Genomic DNA, 15,763 nt, shown 5'->3' on the forward strand with positions numbered 1-15,763 from the left:
CGAAAAAAGCAATCCTCGACACATTGACATCTCTTGAGGTGGGGGCAAACTCTCCGCAACTGAGCCATCAGGATGCACGCGAGAGATGCGGTGTTCCTTGAAGATCTCTGCCCCAAACTTCGCGTCAGGCGCTGGCGTCAATCTCTCCACAAACACACTGACAATCGTTGTATTTACTGCGGCAATCGCTCCGAATCCATTGATCATCTGATGCCCCGCTGCCGTGGTGGCCTGAGCGTGACAGCGAACTGCGTGCCGGCCTGTCTGGCTTGCAACGGCCACAAAAGCGATGCCGATCCCTTCGATTGGTACCGGCGTCAGCGCTTCTACGACCCGCGGCGGGCCATGGCGATCCGTGCCTGGATGGATGGGGATCTACGCTTGGCGGTGCGGCTGCTCCATTGGGCCAACCCGGAGCCCAGCTCCAGCCCGCCGCTCCATGCCGGAGCCACTCCAGCAGGGACGGACTGGGCCTTTCAGGCGGCCTGAGCGCGCCTCGCCGGTTCACCAGACCCGGCAGGCCACCGGGCCGTTGTGGCGGACGCAGATCCCCTCTTCCCGCTCCGGGGCTTCCGGGGCGAGCACGGAGACGACCAGCACCAGGCTGAGGGCGAGCACGGCCGGAGCCCAGGCCAGAGCGGTGTTCCAGGTGGCCGTGCGGGCAGAGAGAAGCGCGGCGGGGCGCTGACTCCGGGCCACGAAGGGGCCGGCTGGCACCCTGCGGGAGCTAGAGAGAGAGGAGGCGGTCATCAACGAAAGCCATGAATGTGATACAGGTGTACTCATGACGGTCGGTGATGTCAATGGCCGGCCGGCCAGCGTGCTGGTGCTGGGCGGTGGCTACAGCGGACTGCGGTTCGCCCAGGCCCTCACCGAACACGCGCTGCCGGTAGCGGTCACCTCCCGCCGCCAGCCGGCCCAGCCGGAGGCGCTCACCCCCTGGGGATCCGCTGGCAGCGCGCTGCCGCTGCGCTGGCTGAGCTTTGACCCCGACAACGGCGCGTTGCCCGATGCCGAGGCGCTCGACGGCATCACCCATGTGCTGGTGACGATCCCGCCCGACGGGCAGGGAAAGGATCCGGTGCTCGAACATCTGGCCCCGCTGCTGGCCCAGCTGCCGCTGCAGTGGATCGGCTACCTCTCCACCACCGGCGTCTACGGCGACCATGGCGGTCGCTGGGTGGACGAGACCACTCCTCCCGCGCCAGGGGCGTCGCGCAGTCGCGCCCGGCTGGCCTGTGAGCAGGCGTGGGATTGCAGTGGCCTGCCGGTGCAGATCTTTCGCCTGCCGGCGATCTACGGGCCCGGTCGCTGCCCCTTCCAGAACCTGCTGCAGGGCACCAGCAGGCTCGTGCACAAGCCGGGCCAGGTGTTCAGCCGCGTCCATGTCGATGACATTGTGGGAGCGCTGATCCACTGCATCGGCCTGCCGCCCCAGCGGCGCCCGCGGATCGTCAACCTCTCCGACGACCGCCCCTGCCCCTCAACGGAAAGCCTGGGCTACGCCGCCCATCTGCTCGACTGCAAACTGCCGACCGTGGAGCGGTTTGAGGACATCTGCGGTGGCATGAGCCCGATGGCACTCAGCTTCTGGGTGGAAAATCGCCGCGCCAGCAACCATCGGCTCTGCCATGACCTGGGCTACACCTTGCGCTACCCCAGCTACCGCGAGGGTTTTCGCGAGGCCCTCGCCGAAGAGCGCCGGACGGCCGCGCGCGGCAACGGCGACCAGGCCGCATGAGCCCACGTCTCCGGCCGACTCCGCCGGGCCCGTTCAGCGGCGGGTGAACACCCGTTCGATGCTTTGGCTGTCGGCGGGGGAGGCGTCAGCGCCGGGCTCGGGGCAAACTCCGGCCGCATCCGGTTGAAGGTTCTTGAGGGTGGGGAGCTTCGTGTCCTGCATGAAGCGGCAGCCATCCACGGTGACCCAGCCCCGCTCCAGACCGACGGCTGTTCCGACCACCGCCAATCCGATCAGAAACCACCGAAACATGTCGTCACTCTCCCATCAGCGCGAGACTAAGCCCGCTGCCATTGCCGTCTCCCTCGGTGACCCGGCTGGCATCGGTGCGGAAGTGGCTCTCAAGGCTCTGGCCCTGCTCGGCGATCGGCAAGCGGAGGTGGTGCTGGTGGGTTGCCGCCGCTGGCTGGAAGACACCCACCGGCGCCTGGAGCCGCTGAGCAGCGTTCCCCTGGCCGACCCCGGCGGCCTGGAGGTGCTGGACCTGCCGCTGGAGGTAGCGCCACAGCCCGGCCAGGGTTCAGCGGCCAGTGGTGCCGCCAGCTTCGCCTGGCTCACCGCCGCCACAGCGCTGGTGACCAGCGGCCGCTGCCGCGCCATCACCACAGCGCCGATCGCGAAGCACGCCTGGCATGCAGCGGGCCATCACTACCCCGGCCAGACCGAACGGCTGGCGGAACTGGCCGGCGGCATGGAGGCCTCGATGCTGTTCACAGCCCGCTCCCCTCTGACCGCCTGGCGTCTGAACACGCTGCTGGCCACCACGCACATCCCGCTGGCGGCCATGCCGCGCTGTCTCGATGGGGCGCTGGTGGAGCGCAAGCTCGACGTTCTGCTGGCTTTCTGCCAGCGGTTCAAGCCCTATCCGCGGCTGTCAGTGGCGGGCCTGAACCCCCATGCCGGCGAAGCAGGCCAGCTCGGGAAAGAGGAGGTCGAGTGGCTGGTGCCGGCACTGGACCGCTGGCGGCGACGCCATCCGGACGTGGAGCTGGTGGGGCCGGTGCCGCCCGACACCTGCTGGCTGGGTGCCGCCGCCGCCTGGCGTGGTGACGGTGAGGGATCGGACGGCTATCTGGCTCTGTATCACGATCAGGGCCTGATTCCGGTGAAGCTGCTCGCCTTCGATGCGGCCGTGAATGTGACCCTGGGGCTGCCCTTCCTGCGCACCTCCCCCGATCACGGCACCGCCTTCGACATCGCCGGACTTGGCATCGCCCGCGCCGACAGCATGGTGGCGGCTCTCACCGCCGCCTGGGACCTGGGCTGATCGGCAGCGGAGCGGGGCTGCTGGACACCAGCGCGGATCAGCCGGGCTTGACGCGCATCAGCACCTGGCCGAACTCCACCGGGGTGCCGTTCTCCACCAGGATTTCCACCACCTGGCCGGTCATTTCCGCCTCCAGCTCATTCATCAGCTTCATCGCTTCGAGGATGCAGACGGTCTGGCCGACCGAAATGACACTGCCGAGCTCCACGAAGGGGGGATCTCCCGGTGAAGCTGCCCGGTAGAAGGTGCCCACCATCGGGGCGGTGACCTCCACCAGATCGGCCCGCAGGGCGGCGGCGGCAGGCGGCGCGCTGGAGGGCTGGGGGGCGACTGGGGCTGGCGCAGCCTGCGCGGGGGCTGCCATCGCCACCGGGGCGTAGGCGGCAGGCGCAGGAACGGGGTTGGGGGCCGGCAGGTTGCGGCGCACCTCAAGACGAAAATCCTCCCCCTCCAGCTTCAACTCCTGGATGTCGCTGCCTTCAAGGAAGGTGAGCAGGGCGTGGAGCTGGTTGTTGTCGAGTTGCATGGCGCTTCAGGACTCCCGACCCAGGTAGCTGTCGGTGCGGGTATCAATCTTGATCTTTTCACCGATCGAGATGAACAGCGGCACCATCACCTGGGCGCCCGTTTCCACGATCGCCGGCTTGGTGCCGCCGGTAGCGGTGTCACCCTTGACGCCGGGGTCGGTCTGGGTGACTTCCAGCACCACGGAGTTGGGCAGCTCCACCTCAAGTGGGGACCCATTCCACGACACCACATTGACCTCCATGCCCTCCTTGAGGTACTTGCGCCCATCGCCGATCTGGTTGGCGGTAAGGCGGGTTTCCTCGTAGCTGCCCATGTCCATAAACACGTAGTCGTCACCTTCCATGTAGGTGTGCTGAAGGGTGGACTTCTCCAGCAGGGCCTGGGGAACGGTTTCGCCGGCGCGGAAGGTTTTCTCCACCACGCTGCCGCTCTGCACACCTTTGAGCTTGGTGCGCACGAACGCGGAACCCTTACCGGGCTTTACATGCAGAAACTCGACGACCCTCCAGACCTGACCATCCAGCTCGATCGTGGTGCCTGTACGAAAGTCGTTGCTGGAGATCATTCCGAGGGAACGGGTCAGCGGGATTGTACGGCTGCCCTTCGGCCCCTCCCCGCCGTGCGGCTGCAGCGACAGCGCCGGATGGAACGGGACCGGCCGGCTGTGCCAAAGTCCGGAAAACGGCAGACGGACAGATGCGGAGGACCCGGGTCGGTGGTTTGTGGGCCCTGCTCCTGGCCGTGGTGCTTTGCGCAGCGACGGGGCTGACGGCGCCCCGACCTGTCGCTGCAGCCCTACCCCCGGGCAATGCCGTCACCGATCCCGCTGCCCTGCTGCGGGATGCGCTGCCGATCGAAGCCACCGATCTGCAGGATCTCCAGCACCGGCTCGAAAGCACCAGCGACGACCTGCGCGCCAAGCGCTGGAGCGCCCTGACCAATGTGGTGCGCCGCTCCCAGTCGCTGCTGGGTACCCGTCGTGTGGGTCTGCTCGACAGCTTCGACCCGGCGGACCGCGACAAGGCGGAAGCCCTGCTCGAACAGTTGCAAGGATCCCTCCAGGACATGGCGACAGCAGCTGAGCGCCAGGACCGGGAGGCCTTCCTGGATGCCCGCCGCGAGGCACTCAGCCGGATCGGCGCCGCCGAGGCCGAGCTGGTGGGTCCGTTCCCGTTCACCATTCCTGCCGCCTTCGACGACCTGCCGCGGCTGCTGGGCCGGGCCACCGTGAGACTCACCACCACCAAGGGCGATCTCACCGCCGTTGTGGACGGCTACAACGCGCCGCTCACCGCAGGGGCCTTCGTGGACCTGGTGCAGCGCGGCTTCTATGACGATCTTCCCTTCATCCGGGCCGAAGACTTCTATGTGCTGCAGACCGGCGATCCCGCCGGTCCCGCAGACGGCTTCGTGGATCCCAAGACCCACAGCAACCGCCCGGTGCCCCTGGAGATCAAGGTACCCGGCGAAGCGTCCCCCTTCTACAACCAGACCTTCGAGGACCTGGGCCTGTTCAAGGCCACCCCGACCCTGCCCTTCGCCACCAAGGGCACCCTGGGCTGGGCCCATTCCGATGAAGCCCTCGACGACGGCTCCTCCCAGTTCTTCCTCTTCCTGTTCGAAGCCGAGCTGACCCCCGCTGGGCTGAACCTGATCGATGGGCGCTATGCCGCCTTCGGCTACGTCACCGACGGCTTTGATGTGCTCGAAGAACTCACCGCCGATGACGGCATCGTCAAGGCCACGGTGCTGGAGGGGGCCGAGAACCTGCGGCCCCATGCCTGAGTCACCGGCCGCCTGCGGCGAGGGCTCCACGCCCACCCTCGGCGATCTGGGCGAATGGCGACTGCTCGAGCGTCTGCGGGCCTTCGCGCCGCCGGGCCAGTTCGATGACGATGCCGCCCTGATCGAGGAGCGCGCTGGCGGGGTGCTGGTGGTCAATACCGATGTGCTGGTGGAGGGGGTGCACTTCAGCGACGCCACCATGGGCCCTGGCGATCTGGGCTGGCGTGCCGCCGCCGCCAACCTGTCGGATCTGGCCGCCATGGGCTGCCGTGAGGTTGTGGGGCTCACCGTGGGCCTGGTGGCTCCACCCCGCACCCTCTGGGCCTGGGTGGAAGGGGTGTACGGCGGCCTGACCGCGGCACTGGCCACCACCGGCGCGCCGCTGCTCGGGGGCGACTGCAGCAGCGGCAGCGAGCGCCTGCTGGCGGTGACGGCCCTGGGCCGGCTGGGCCCGCAGGGGCCGATCCGACGGCAGGACGGCCGTGCCGGTGACGTGCTGGTGTGCAGTGGTCTCCACGGGCTCAGCCGCCTGGGCCTGGCGCTGCTGCTGGAGCAGCCGCTGCACGGGCTCATCACCGGCAGCATCGCCGCCACCGACCTGCCTGAAGACCTGCGGCAGCGGGCGATCGCAGCACACCGGCGCCCTCAGGCGCGTCTTGATGTGGTGGCTGCTCTGGAGCAAAGCCAGCCCCCCGGGGATGCCTGGCGGGTGGGCGGCACCGATAGCAGCGATGGGCTCGCGGCGGCACTCACTGCCATCGCCCGCACCAGCGGCTGCGATGCGCTGCTGGATCGCTCAGCCCTGCCGATCGATCCGGCCATGGCGCCGTTGCGGGAGGCCACCGACTGGTGCCTCGGCGGCGGAGAAGATTTCGAGCTGGTGCTGGCCCTGCCGGAGCGGTGGGCCCAGCGCCTGCAGGCCTGCCTGCCGGGGGTGCACTGCCTCGGCCGGCTGGTGGCCGGCACAGGACGGCTGCTCTGGCAGGGAACAGAGGAGCCACTGCAGGGCCCAGCCGGGTTCCGGCACTTCGGCTGAAGCGTGCCGGAGCACGTGGCCGGGCAAACCAGCGTTGCGGCGGCCCCACAAAAAAGGGCCTCCCTGCGAAACCCCTCGCCTCAGGAGAGGCCGTGCAGGAAGACCCGATTCAGTTGGCAATACGGCCCGATTCGGAAGAAGGGCGATCCGGGCGAACGAGGAACGGGAGGATCAGACCCAGTTGCGGGCCACCACTTCGGCCAGATCAACAACGCGTTGGCTGTAGCCCCACTCGTTGTCGTACCAGGAGATCACCTTCACCATGTTGTCGCCCATCACCAGGGTGAGGTCAGCGTCCACGATCGTGGATTCATCAGTGCCGGCATGGTCAGAGGACACCAGCGGCAGATCGGAATACTTGATGATTCCCTTCATGCCGTTCCGTGACGATTCCTCAAGCACCGCATTCACTTCTTCGCGGGTTGTTCCGCGGCTCACCTCCAGCACCAGGTCGACCACCGACACGTTCGGGGTGGGCACCCGCAGAGCGATGCCGTTGAGCTTTCCTTTCATCGGGGGATACACCAGAGCCACAGCCTTGGCAGCGCCAGTGGAGGTAGGAACGATGTTGATGGCAGCAGCGCGGGCCCGGCGCAGATCACGGTGGCTGGCATCGAGGATGCGCTGGTCACCGGTGTAGCTGTGGGTGGTGGTCATCGTGCCTTTGACGATGCCGAAGGCCTGATCGAGCACCTTGACGATCGGTGCCATGCAGTTGGTGGTGCAACTGGCATTGCTGATGATGTCGAAGCCGTCATGGGTGTATTGATCGGCGTTCACACCCACCACGAAGGTGCCGATGCCATCACCTTTCCCGGGAGCGGTGATCAGCACTTTGCGGGCACCGGCCTGAATGTGCTTTCCTGCCCCTTCCTTGTCGATGAACACGCCGGTGGCTTCGATCACCAGATCCACACCCCATTCCTTCCAAGGAAGGTTCAGGGGGTTGCGGTCGGAGAAGCACTTGATGGTGCGTCCATTGACGATCAGGGCGTCATCGGTGTGGCTCACCTTGGCGTCCCGGATCTTACCGAGCATGGAGTCGTACTGAAGCAGGTGTGCGTTAGTGCGCGGATCGGAGGTGTCGTTGAGGCCGACAATTTCGATGCCGGTGTTCTCGCCGCGGCTCAGCCAGCAACGCATGAAGTTGCGACCAATCCGGCCAAATCCATTGATCGCAACACGCAAAGCCATGGCAACAGCGGGCAAACCCGCTAACAAGGGAGGTTTTGGCTGCCGATCATACAGAAATGGCGCCCCTGCCCCCACGGGAGCCATGCCGGGTGCCACAAGGTGTCTCAGCAGGGACAAGCGGGGATCCTGCCGCTTAAGTTTCGGTTCATCCTGGAGACGCCGTTGGGACTGCTGGTCGATCGCGGGCAGCCTTTGCACTTCATCGGTGTCGGCGGGATCGGCATGTCCGCCCTGGCCGAGATCCTGGTGGAGCGGGGCTTTTCCGTCAGCGGCTCCGACCCCCGCGACAACAGCGTGCTGCAGGCCCTGCGCCGCCGGGGTGTGCGGGTGTTTCAGGAGCAGAGCGCCACCACCATCGAGGCGATCCGCACCACAGCCGCGGCCGATCCGCAGATCGTGGTGAGCTCCGCCGTTCCCCAGACCAATCCCGAGCTGGTCGAAGCCCGCCGCGTGGGTCTGTCAGTGGTGCACCGCTCCGATGTGCTGGCGGCCCTGATCAACAGCCAGGACGCGATCGCGATCGCCGGCAGCCACGGCAAGACCACCACCAGCACCATGGTCGCCACCCTGCTGGCCGCCACCGCGAACGACCCCACGGCCGTGATCGGCGGCATCGTTCCAGGCTTCGGCAGCAACGCCCGGGTGGGCAACGGCAGGCTGCTGGTGGCGGAAGCCGACGAATCCGACGGTTCGCTCGTCAAGTTTCGGCCCAGCCTGGGTGTGATCACCAACCTCGAACTCGACCACACCGACCATTACGCCGACCTGGAGGCCCTGATCGGCACCCTGCAGCAATTCGCCTCCGGCTGCGGCCGGCTGCTGACCAACCGGGACTGCCCGGTGCTGCACCAGCATTTTCAGCCCAGCGCCTGCTGGTCGATCGAGAGCGCGGACGGAGCCGACTTCGCCTCCATCGCTGTGGCAGAAGAGGGGGACGGCACCCTGGCCGCGTTCTACGAGCAGGGCACAGAGGTGGGGCAGTTCCGGCTGCCGCTGCCCGGGCGTCACAACCTCAGCAACGCCACCGGCGCCCTGGCCGCCTGCCGGCTGGAAGGGGTGCCGTTCGAAGCGCTCAGCCAGGCCATTCCCTCCCTGAGCGCCCCCGGCCGCCGCTTCGATTTCCGCGGCAGCTGGCAGGGGCGTCTGGTGGTCGACGACTACGCCCACCATCCCAGCGAAGTGAATGCCACCCTGACCATGGCGCGGCTGATGGTGAGCACCGGCCGCAGCCCGCTGCCGGCGGTGCCGCGGCGGGTGGTGGCGGTGTTCCAGCCCCATCGCTACAGCCGCACGGCGGAATTCGGCGAAGCGTTTGCCCAGGCCCTCGGCCAGGCCGATGCCGTGCTGCTGGCGCCCTTGTATGCCGCCGGCGAAGCGCCACTCCCCGGGGTGTCGAGCGGATCGCTGGCGGAGCGCATCGCCGCGCTGCACCCCGCCCTTGAGGTGCGCGTGGCAGCCGACATGCAGCACCTTGCCCAGGACGTGGCGACGCTGAGCCAGGACGGTGACCTGGTGCTGGCGATGGGGGCCGGGGACGTCAACGGGCTGTGGGACCGGCTCAAGGCCCTGCCCGGCGCCGCTGTCGTCACACCCCTGGCTGCCTGAGGGATGGCGGGCGGCGAACCACCGGCCAATCTGAGCGCCCAGCTGCCGCTCGCCGCTCACACCACCTGGAAGGTGGGCGGCCCCGCCGAATGGTTCGGGGAACCCTCCAGTGAGGAAGAGCTTCACGCCATGGCCCGCTGGGCCTGGGAGCGCGGTCTGCCCTGGCGCCTGATCGGCGCGGGCTCCAATCTGCTGATCAGCGACAGCGGCCTGGCGGGCCTGACCCTCTGCTCACGCCGCCTCCAGGGCAGCCAGCTGGACGCCAGCACGGGCCTGGTGGAAGCCAGAGCGGGAGAACCGATTCCCACCCTGGCGCGCCGGGCGGCCCGGGCGGGCCTGAGCGGGCTGGAATGGGCCGTGGGCATCCCGGGCACCGTGGGGGGGGCTGTGGCGATGAACGCCGGTGCACAGGGAGGCTGCACGGCGGAAGTGCTGCGCGACGTCACCGTGGTGGCGCCGGATCCGGGCAGCGTTCCCTTCATCCTGCCGGCGTCGAGCCTGGAGTTCGCCTACCGCCACAGCCGCCTGCAGGAGGAGCCGCTGCTGGTGCTCTCGGCCCGGTTCCAGCTGAGCGCCGGCCATGATCCGCGTGCGATCGACCGGCGCACGAGCGCCAATCTGCAGAGCCGCACCGGAACGCAGCCTTACCACCTGCCCAGCTGCGGAAGCGTGTTCCGCAACCCGGAACCGCTCAAGGCGGGCCGGCTGATCGAGGAACTCGGCCTCAAGGGAAGCACGGTGGGCGGCGCCATGGTGTCGCCCATGCACGCCAACTTCATCGTCAACACGGGGGAGGCCACCGCCGCGCAGATCAACCGCCTGATCGAACGGGTGCAGGAGCGGGTGCGTCAGGCCCATGGCCTGGAGCTCCACCCGGAAGTGAAGCGCCTGGGCAGCTTCGATCGGGCAACGATGTCCGATTGAACAGGGTGTCGGCGGGGGGCAAGCCGTTCCAGAGGTGCTGCTGAACGACCGTGGCGGCCCACGTACGCTGTGGCCCCACGACATCGTCCCCATGGCAGGCTTCGGTCTTCCCAACTTCGGCCAGCTCACCGAAGCGTTCCGCAAGGCTCAGCAGATCCAGCAGGACGCCCAGAAACTGCAGGACGAACTGGATGCCATGGAGTTGGAGGGCACCAGTGAGGACGGCCGAGCCAGCGTGTGGCTCTCGGGCAATCAACAGCCCCTGCGGGTCAGGCTGGCTCCTGAACTGGTGGCCTGCGGCGCCGAAGCCACCGAAGCCGCCGCCCTCGAAGCGCTGCGGGCCGCCTACGAAAAATCCACCGCGACCATGAAGGAGCGGATGGAAGAGCTCACCGGTGGGCTCAATCTGACGGGGATGGGGGGCTGAGCCCTTCCTGCTGGCTCTGCCGCAGCCGGCGGCGAGAGGGCTGGCGCTGCCGGCGATCCAGCCGCACCTCGGTCCGCTGTGCCTGAACATCCGGCTCCTGCGTACGGCGCGCTGGCCCTGAGCCACCGGCCGCCAACAACTCCTCCAAGGCCTGCAGGTAGTGGGGGTAACGGTCCCAGTCGGTGCCGACGCAGCAACCGGGATCGCCGCGGTGCAAGCAGTTGCGGTACCGGCACGCACCCGAACGCAGCGCCTCTCGCATTTCAGGAAACAACGCGGCCAGCCGGGTGGGATCGAGCGGCAGATCCGGCCGGTTGAATCCCGGCGTATCGGCGAGCAGGGCCTCGGATCCCAGCGCGAACAGCTCCACGTGCCGCGTTGTATGGCGGCCACGCTGCAACCGCCCGGACACTGCAGCCACCCGCAGCTGAAGCGCTGGAATCAGGGCGTTCAGCAGGCTGCTCTTGCCCACGCCGGAAGGGCCGCACAGCACGGTGATACCCGGTTTCACCAGCCGCTGCCGCAACAGCTCGAGCCCCTCACCTGTGGCCACGCTCAGGCCGATCGGGTCATACCCCCAGCCCTTCAGGCGAACCAGCCACGCCTCCAGGGCGGGTCGGGACACCAGGTCAACCTTGCTGAGCACCAGCTCCACCTGCAGGTCGGTGGCCTCTGCCGCCAGGAGAAAGCGGGTGATCTGGACGGGATCCGGCTCCGGCTGCGCCAGCGCCACCACCACCAGCAACCGGCTGCAGTTGGCCACGGCGGGCCGCTCCAGCCGGCTGCCGCGAGGAAACAGGCGGCTCACCGCAGCGCGACCGGCGGCCCAGTCGATTCCATCGAGGCTCACCTGATCCCCGACATGGACCTGCTGGCCGCTCTTGCCCAGCCGGGTGCGCCGCACGCACAGCAGTTCGAGCTGATTGTCAGGGCCGGCCCGATCGAGCCAAACCCTGCAGAAATTGGCCTGCAGAGCCACGACCCGGCCGGTGACCGGCTCCTGCTCCACGCTCAGGCCCCGTCGCGGCAGATCAGCAGACGCGCCCCGGCGCCATCGATGGGCTTCATGCGCAGCACCTCATGCCCCTCTTCGCGGATGCCCTCGCTCACCAGTAACTCAGGGGCGCCTGCGTCAAGATCGACCTGAAGCCAGGCACCTGGCGGCAGCTTTTCAAGCGCCAGCCTCGTGCGCACGAAGTTGACGGGGCAAGGTGTGCCGCGCAGGTCAAGGCACTGGGCCGGCGCGGGAGCAGTGGAGGCATCAGCGGGCTTCATGGTGATGGGCAGGCGGCGGCCCTCACCCGAACAGTCCCCCGAAAAGACCGCTCTTGTGCGGGTGTTCCTTGCCGGAATGGTGACCGGCGAGCTGATCGAGCAAATCCCGCTCGTGGCTGGAGAGCTTGGTGGGAATATGCACCTTCACGGTGACGTGATGGTTCCCCCTGGCCACGGGATTCCCCAGCCGCGGCACCCCTTTGTTGTTGAGCGTGAGCGTGGCACCGGGCTGGGTGCCAGCAGGAATCTCCAGGGTTTCAGGACCATCAACGGTGTCGACTTCGATCTTGTCGCCGAGGATCGCCTGGAGATAGCTGATCGTGACATCCGATTGGATGTGGATGCCTTCACGGCGCAGGTGGTCGTGGGCCTGAACGAACAGGTAGACGTAAAGGTCACCGGCCGGACCGCCCCGCTGGCCCGCGTTGCCCTCGCCCGTCACCCGTAGCCGGGTGCCTGAATCGACGCCGGCTGGAATGGTGATGCGCAGCTTCTTGCGCACCTGCTGCACCCCCTGGCCGCCGCAATCGCCGCAGGGATCGGCGATCACCTGGCCGGTGCCTTCGCAGGTGGGGCATGGCGCCACCTGAGTGAAACTGCCGAATGGGGTGCGGGTGGCACGGCGCACCTGGCCGGATCCGGAGCAGGTGCCGCAGGTGGTGGGCCCGCTGCCCCGCTTGGCGCCGCTGCCCTCGCAGGTGGCGCAGGTTTCCAGGTGGCGGATCTGGACATCGCGCTCCTGCCCGAACACGGCCTCGCTGAAACCGATCGTGAGATCAAGGCGCAGGTCATCGCCTTGGCGCGGGCCACGGCGGCGGGGACCACTGGCACCGCCGGCCCCCCCGAAACCGCTGAAGAAGGTCTCGAACAGGTCGGCGAAGCCGCCCATATCCGTCATGTCGGGGCCGCCGCTGGCACCGGACACACCCGCTTCACCAAACTGGTCGTAGCGGGCGCGGGTCTGGGGGTCGCTCAGAACCTCATAGGCGCGCCCGATCTCCTTGAAGCGCTCCTCGGCGCCGGGATCCTTGTTGATGTCCGGGTGGAACTGCCGCGCCAGCCGGCGGTAGGAACGTTTGAGGGTGTCAGCGTCGGCATCACGGCTGACACCCAGAAGGTCGTAGTAATCGGCCATCAACTCGGATCCGCGCCGGCCATGGGTTCAGTGTCCCCGTGCGGGGCGTTGGCGGCGTTGGGCCCACCGGCAGGACCGGGGCCCATCGACACCTTCACGAGAGCATGACGGATCACCCGGCCTTCCAGCTGGTAACCGCGCTGCAGTTCGGCGATCACCACGTCCTCCATCACCTCGTCGCTTGGCTCCCGCAGCACGGCTTCGTGCAGGTTGGGGTCGAACGGCTCCCCCTCCACGCGCATCGGCGAGACGCCCAGATTCTTGAACACATCGACCAGCTGTTTGTAGAGCCCCTGGTAGCTGCGATGCACGTCCTGGGCTTCGGGGTTCTGGGGGTCCAGCTGCTGGCGCGCCCGGTCGAAATTGTCGACCACCGGCAGGATCTCCGCGAGCGTGGAGCAGGTGATCTTCATGCGCAGCTCGTCCTGATCGCGGCTCTGGCGCTTGCGGAAGTTATCGAAGTCGGCGGCGATGCGCATGTATTGGCTGCGCACGCCCTCGTGCTCGGCCTGGAGACTGCTGAGCGTCGCCTCCAGTTCCTGAATCCGCTGCTCGGGACCACCGGCCTCCGAACCGATGGCATCGGCCTGGGCGGAGGCGTCGGCCGAGGCCGCGGAGGCTTCGAGCTGCGTGATCAATTCATTCGCCTCGCTGGCAAGACCCTCGACATTGGCCTCCGTGGAGGCCGCTTGAGGTGCCTCCGCAGGGGCCTCAGAATCCTGGGAGAAGGAAGAGGCTTCGCCACTCATGCCGGCTGGATCGCAGATCTGACACCAACATGTTGGAGGGTGACGCGTGCCTCCCACAAGCGGCGGAAGCCCGCACCTCGGCATCCGTCACTCACCAGGTGCGCCATGATCGCGGCAAACAAGCAGCCCTTCAGAGGGGATCTGGTCTAGAAAGGGGCCTTGGGTGCGTGAAATCTCAGCCCCACATAGGCATTTCCCCCTAGAGCCGCTTCCTGCCATGACCCTTTCGGCAACCCGTCCGGTGCCGGATGCCATCACCCCCACCCAGCAGCGCTTGGAGGTGGAGTTGTTGCTTGGGGAACGTGTGCTCCGTCCGCAGGAGCTGGAGCAGGCGGATCCAAAAGCGTTTGAGGCCTGCCCTTCGATCGGCAGTGAGAGGTGGCGCGACTTGGCGAGCTTGCCGATTCGGCGCATCGGGAACCGGCTCGTGTTGGCCGTGCCCACCTTCTGGGGATCGGGCCAGCGTCACGAGCTGATGGAGACGATCGCTGGCGACGGATTGGAACCCGATTTGCGTCTTGCTCTAAAGGGCGAAATCGAGGTGGTGCTCAAGGCGAGGCTTGAGGAGCTAGGTGCTGCTGTCGCTCGTGATGGTGACGGCTCAGGTGATTCCTTGCCGAACCCCGAAGAGGCGCAGCAGGAGGCCCGTGTGGAGCGGGTCTCCTTGCTGGAGAACTTGAGCCTCGAACGGCAGCTCGACGAAGCGCCAGCCGAAGACGATGCCTATATGAATCTTGATGAGGGCATTGCCGCCGCAAGTGCTTCGCCGGTGGTGAGTCTTGTGAATCGGATTCTGATCAAGGCGATCGACAGTGACTCCAGCGATGTGCACGTTGAACCTCAGGAAGATGGCCTGCAGATCCGCTTCCGCCAGGACGGCGTGCTGCAACCTCTGGAACTCCTGCCAAGAAGCCTCATCCCTGCAATCACCTCACGGCTGAAGATCATGGCCGATCTGGACATCTCCGAACGGAGGATGCCGCAGGACGGCCGCATTCGACGGGTTTATAACGGGCGGACAATTGAACTGAGAGTAAGCACCCTGCCCAGCCGCTGGGGTGAAAAGGTGGTGATGCGGCTGCTGGACAGCTCCGCCACAAAGCTTGGTCTTGACAAGCTGATCAGCTCTCCAGCGATCCTCAATCTGGTGCGCACGCTGGGGTCACGCCCCTTCGGGATGATCCTGGTTACCGGACCAACCGGATCCGGTAAATCCACCACGCTTTACTCCCTGCTGTCGGAGCGTAACGTTCCGGGTATCAACATCTCCACAGTTGAAGACCCGATTGAGTACATGCTCAAGGGCATCACCCAGACCCAGGTGAACCGCGACAAGGGCTACGACTTCAGCAATGCCCTGCGGGCCTTCATGCGGCAGGACCCCGACGTTCTGCTGGTAGGGGAAACCCGCGACGGAGAAACGGCCAAGACTGCGATTGAGGCCGCCTTGACCGGACACCTCGTGCTCACCACCCTCCATTGCAACGATGCCCCCAGTGCGATCGCCCGCCTCAACGAAATGGGCGTGGAGCCCTTTCTGATCAGTGCCTCCCTGTTGGGAATCGTGTCGCAACGTTTGCTGCGGCACGTTTGCACGAAGTGCCGGGTGAGCTATCGCCCCGGCCCTGAAGAGCTCGGCCACTTTGGCCTCCTATCCAGCCCTGATACAAAGGTCACCTTCTACAAAGCCTTTCGGCCTGAACCGGATGCCACCCACGTCTGCAGCACCTGCCAGGGAAGGGGCTACAAAGGCCGCATCGGCGTTTACGAGGTGCTCCAGTTCAATGAAACCATCGCTTCAGCGGTGGCACAGGGGGCGAGCACCGATGTGATCCGCAAGCTGGCCCTGGAAGCTGGGATGAAAACCCTGCTCGGCTACGGCCTGGATCTGGTGCGGGAGGGGCACACCACACTGGAGGAGGTGGAGCGCATGCTGCTCACCGACACGGAGCTTGAATCGGAACGCCGTGCCAGAGCCCTCACCACCTTGAGCTGCAGCGGCTGCGGGGCCGGGCTCAAGGATGAATGGCTGGAATGCCCCTACTGCCTGACAGAGAGGGCCTGACCCTTGATGCTCTCCCTTAAGGCGTGCAGAAT

Annotated in this window: 18 protein-coding genes; 9 read left to right on the top strand and 9 right to left on the bottom strand. The window is 66.9% G+C overall.

From position 1 onward, the window contains the following. Positions 1 to 72: 72 nt before the first annotated feature. On the top strand, positions 73 to 489 hold the full coding sequence (locus ACXMDP_RS01155) for an HNH endonuclease (RefSeq protein WP_259729020.1): 417 nt from the start codon (positions 73 to 75) through the stop codon (positions 487 to 489). A gap of 15 nt (positions 490 to 504) precedes the next feature. Here ACXMDP_RS01155 and ACXMDP_RS01160 read toward each other — a convergent pair whose 3' ends face one another. Then, positions 505 to 750, bottom strand: a complete 246-nt coding sequence (locus tag ACXMDP_RS01160; RefSeq protein ID WP_259729019.1) for a hypothetical protein — start codon at positions 748 to 750, stop codon at positions 505 to 507. A gap of 34 nt (positions 751 to 784) precedes the next feature. On the opposite strand from ACXMDP_RS01160, the gene ACXMDP_RS01165 reads away from it, so the two are divergent. Then, complete coding sequence (locus ACXMDP_RS01165) at positions 785 to 1,741, top strand: Rossmann-fold NAD(P)-binding domain-containing protein (protein WP_255141019.1); 957 nt, start codon at positions 785 to 787, stop codon at positions 1,739 to 1,741. A gap of 33 nt (positions 1,742 to 1,774) precedes the next feature. Here ACXMDP_RS01165 and ACXMDP_RS01170 read toward each other — a convergent pair whose 3' ends face one another. After that, the gene (locus ACXMDP_RS01170; RefSeq protein ID WP_255141020.1) at positions 1,775 to 1,993 is read right to left on the bottom strand and encodes a hypothetical protein; all 219 of its coding nucleotides are present in this window, start codon (positions 1,991 to 1,993) and stop codon (positions 1,775 to 1,777) included. Here ACXMDP_RS01170 and pdxA point away from each other — a divergent pair. Then, positions 1,992 to 3,008 (top strand): 4-hydroxythreonine-4-phosphate dehydrogenase PdxA, encoded by a 1,017-nt coding sequence (gene pdxA, locus ACXMDP_RS01175; RefSeq protein ID WP_255100485.1) that lies wholly within the window; start codon positions 1,992 to 1,994, stop codon positions 3,006 to 3,008. The genes ACXMDP_RS01170 and pdxA overlap by 2 nt on opposite strands. Positions 3,009 to 3,045: 37 nt before the next feature. On the opposite strand, the gene accB is transcribed toward pdxA, so the two are convergent. Further along, the gene (gene accB / locus ACXMDP_RS01180; RefSeq protein WP_094511174.1) at positions 3,046 to 3,534 is read right to left on the bottom strand and encodes an acetyl-CoA carboxylase biotin carboxyl carrier protein; all 489 of its coding nucleotides are present in this window, start codon (positions 3,532 to 3,534) and stop codon (positions 3,046 to 3,048) included. Between the two features lie 6 nt (positions 3,535 to 3,540). Beyond that, positions 3,541 to 4,101, bottom strand: coding sequence for an elongation factor P (gene efp / locus ACXMDP_RS01185; protein ID WP_094511175.1), 561 nt, complete (start codon positions 4,099 to 4,101; stop codon positions 3,541 to 3,543). A gap of 155 nt (positions 4,102 to 4,256) precedes the next feature. Between efp and ACXMDP_RS01190 the strand changes: the two genes are divergently transcribed. Beyond that, positions 4,257 to 5,321, top strand: coding sequence for a peptidylprolyl isomerase (locus ACXMDP_RS01190; protein WP_457767009.1), 1,065 nt, complete (start codon positions 4,257 to 4,259; stop codon positions 5,319 to 5,321). Next, positions 5,314 to 6,357 carry a thiamine-phosphate kinase gene (gene thiL / locus ACXMDP_RS01195; protein WP_259729017.1) on the top strand — a complete coding sequence of 348 codons (1,044 nt, stop codon included), beginning with the start codon at positions 5,314 to 5,316 and terminating at the stop codon, positions 6,355 to 6,357. The genes ACXMDP_RS01190 and thiL overlap by 8 nt, the downstream gene beginning before the upstream one ends. Positions 6,358 to 6,528: 171 nt before the next feature. On the opposite strand, the gene ACXMDP_RS01200 is transcribed toward thiL, so the two are convergent. Continuing rightward, the gene (locus ACXMDP_RS01200) at positions 6,529 to 7,551 is read right to left on the bottom strand and encodes a type I glyceraldehyde-3-phosphate dehydrogenase (RefSeq protein ID WP_094511178.1); all 1,023 of its coding nucleotides are present in this window, start codon (positions 7,549 to 7,551) and stop codon (positions 6,529 to 6,531) included. A 162-nt stretch (positions 7,552 to 7,713) separates the two neighbouring features. Between ACXMDP_RS01200 and murC the strand changes: the two genes are divergently transcribed. The 3 genes from murC (at position 7,714) to ACXMDP_RS01215 (ending at position 10,507) form a co-directional block, all read left to right on the top strand. Beyond that, entirely contained in the window at positions 7,714 to 9,156 is a 1,443-nt protein-coding gene (murC, locus tag ACXMDP_RS01205) for a UDP-N-acetylmuramate--L-alanine ligase (RefSeq protein WP_259729016.1), read from the top strand. A gap of 3 nt (positions 9,157 to 9,159) precedes the next feature. Next, positions 9,160 to 10,080: a UDP-N-acetylmuramate dehydrogenase gene (gene murB, locus ACXMDP_RS01210; protein ID WP_259729015.1), complete on the top strand. Its 921-nt coding sequence runs from the start codon at positions 9,160 to 9,162 to the stop codon at positions 10,078 to 10,080. A gap of 91 nt (positions 10,081 to 10,171) precedes the next feature. Next, entirely contained in the window at positions 10,172 to 10,507 is a 336-nt protein-coding gene (locus tag ACXMDP_RS01215; protein WP_094511181.1) for a YbaB/EbfC family nucleoid-associated protein, read from the top strand. On the opposite strand, the gene rsgA is transcribed toward ACXMDP_RS01215, so the two are convergent. Genes rsgA through grpE form a run of 4 tightly spaced genes read right to left on the bottom strand, consistent with a single transcriptional unit; the run spans position 10,482 to position 13,666 of the window. Continuing rightward, entirely contained in the window at positions 10,482 to 11,516 is a 1,035-nt protein-coding gene (gene rsgA / locus ACXMDP_RS01220; RefSeq protein ID WP_259729014.1) for a ribosome small subunit-dependent GTPase A, read from the bottom strand. The two genes, ACXMDP_RS01215 and rsgA, sit on opposite strands and share 26 nt — an antisense overlap. A 2-nt stretch (positions 11,517 to 11,518) precedes the next feature. Next, positions 11,519 to 11,782 carry a sulfurtransferase TusA family protein gene (locus tag ACXMDP_RS01225; RefSeq protein WP_259729013.1) on the bottom strand — a complete coding sequence of 88 codons (264 nt, stop codon included), beginning with the start codon at positions 11,780 to 11,782 and terminating at the stop codon, positions 11,519 to 11,521. A 22-nt stretch (positions 11,783 to 11,804) separates the two neighbouring features. Continuing rightward, entirely contained in the window at positions 11,805 to 12,917 is a 1,113-nt protein-coding gene (gene dnaJ / locus ACXMDP_RS01230) for a molecular chaperone DnaJ (protein WP_259729012.1), read from the bottom strand. After that, entirely contained in the window at positions 12,917 to 13,666 is a 750-nt protein-coding gene (gene grpE / locus ACXMDP_RS01235; protein ID WP_259729011.1) for a nucleotide exchange factor GrpE, read from the bottom strand. The genes dnaJ and grpE overlap by 1 nt, the downstream gene beginning before the upstream one ends. Positions 13,667 to 13,883: 217 nt before the next feature. On the opposite strand from grpE, the gene ACXMDP_RS01240 reads away from it, so the two are divergent. Continuing rightward, positions 13,884 to 15,731: a GspE/PulE family protein gene (locus ACXMDP_RS01240; RefSeq protein WP_259729010.1), complete on the top strand. Its 1,848-nt coding sequence runs from the start codon at positions 13,884 to 13,886 to the stop codon at positions 15,729 to 15,731. Positions 15,732 to 15,763: the final 32 nt, after the last annotated feature.

This window comes from Cyanobium sp. ULC065 (genome assembly GCF_977927515.1).